Genomic DNA, 1113 nt, shown 5'->3' with positions numbered 1-1113 from the left:
TGTAATCGTCACGCCAGGCCGCGATCAGCTCTCGGGCGTGGCGCAGGTTGGCGAACAAGTGCCCGTTGAGGCACTCGTCCCGGAGGCGGCCGTTGAAGCTTTCGACAAAGCCGTTCTGCATGGGCTTGCCTGGCGCGATGTAGTGCCACTCGACCTTCCGGTCTTCCTGCCATTTCAGAATGGCATTCGACGTCAGTTCGGTCCCATTATCGCTGACCACCATACAGGGATAGCCACGCGTTCGGGCGATATTATCGAGCTCACGGGCAACCCGCTGGCCGGAGAGTGAGGTGTCCGCAACCGCAGCCAGGCATTCCCGGCTGAAGTCGTCAATGACGCAGAGCACCCGGAAACGGCGGCCATTCCTTGCCCGGCAGGGCATTGCGCAGCAATGTCCCGAGAGGGGACAAGCTGTCCGAGACGAAGTCCAGCGGCCATCTCTGGTTCGGCCCTTGCGGGATCGCCCCTCTCGGCAGCATGCTGCGCATGCGCCTGCCGGGCAGTGATGGGCGCACGCGTCCCAATGGCGCGTTTTCGCCCGCCGCGCTTGCGCACGCTCAGCCCCTCTTCGCGGTAGATCCGGTAGAGCTTCTTCCAGTTCACCTTCCAGCCCTCGCGGCCGAGCAGCAGGTGCAGCCGACAGTAGCCGAAGCGCCGCCGTTCGCTGGACAGCTCCTTCAGCCTCTCTCGCAACTCGGCGTCCGCAGGCCTGGTTGATCCACGCCGATAGACGCACGGATCTATCCCGGCCAGGGCACAGGCCCGCCGCTGGTTGCAGTTCTTCTCTGTCATGGCCCAGTCCACGGCTCTCCGCCTTGCACGGGGCTTCAAAAGTTTTTTCCCAGCATCTCTTTCAGCGTTGCCACATCAAGCATGTGCTCCGCCAGCGTTCTACGCGCTTACGCGGCCCCACTGGGGCCACGGTCGCTGCGAACTCTTCAGCTTGGCGTTCTCGACCTCCAGAGCCTTCAGCCTCTTGGCCTCGGACACTTCCATGCCGCCATACTTCGAACGCCATTTGCAGAAGGTTCCATCGCTGATGCCGTGCTTGCGGCACAGTTCCCTCGCCCCCATTCCGGCTTGGTGCTCCTTCAGGATGCCAATGATCTGCTC

Annotated in this window: 1 pseudogene; it reads right to left on the bottom strand. The window is 63.0% G+C overall.

The annotated features are described in order from the left end of the window. Window positions 1-1113, bottom strand: a pseudogene (locus ACOHWE_RS20125) (IS3 family transposase); the annotation flags it as partial.

Source organism: Cribrihabitans neustonicus, assembly GCF_048820895.1.
GTDB lineage: Bacteria > Pseudomonadota > Alphaproteobacteria > Rhodobacterales > Rhodobacteraceae > Cribrihabitans_A > Cribrihabitans_A neustonicus.
The sequence above is the reverse complement of the archived record's forward strand: the minus strand, read 5'-3'. Positions and strand labels throughout refer to the sequence as shown.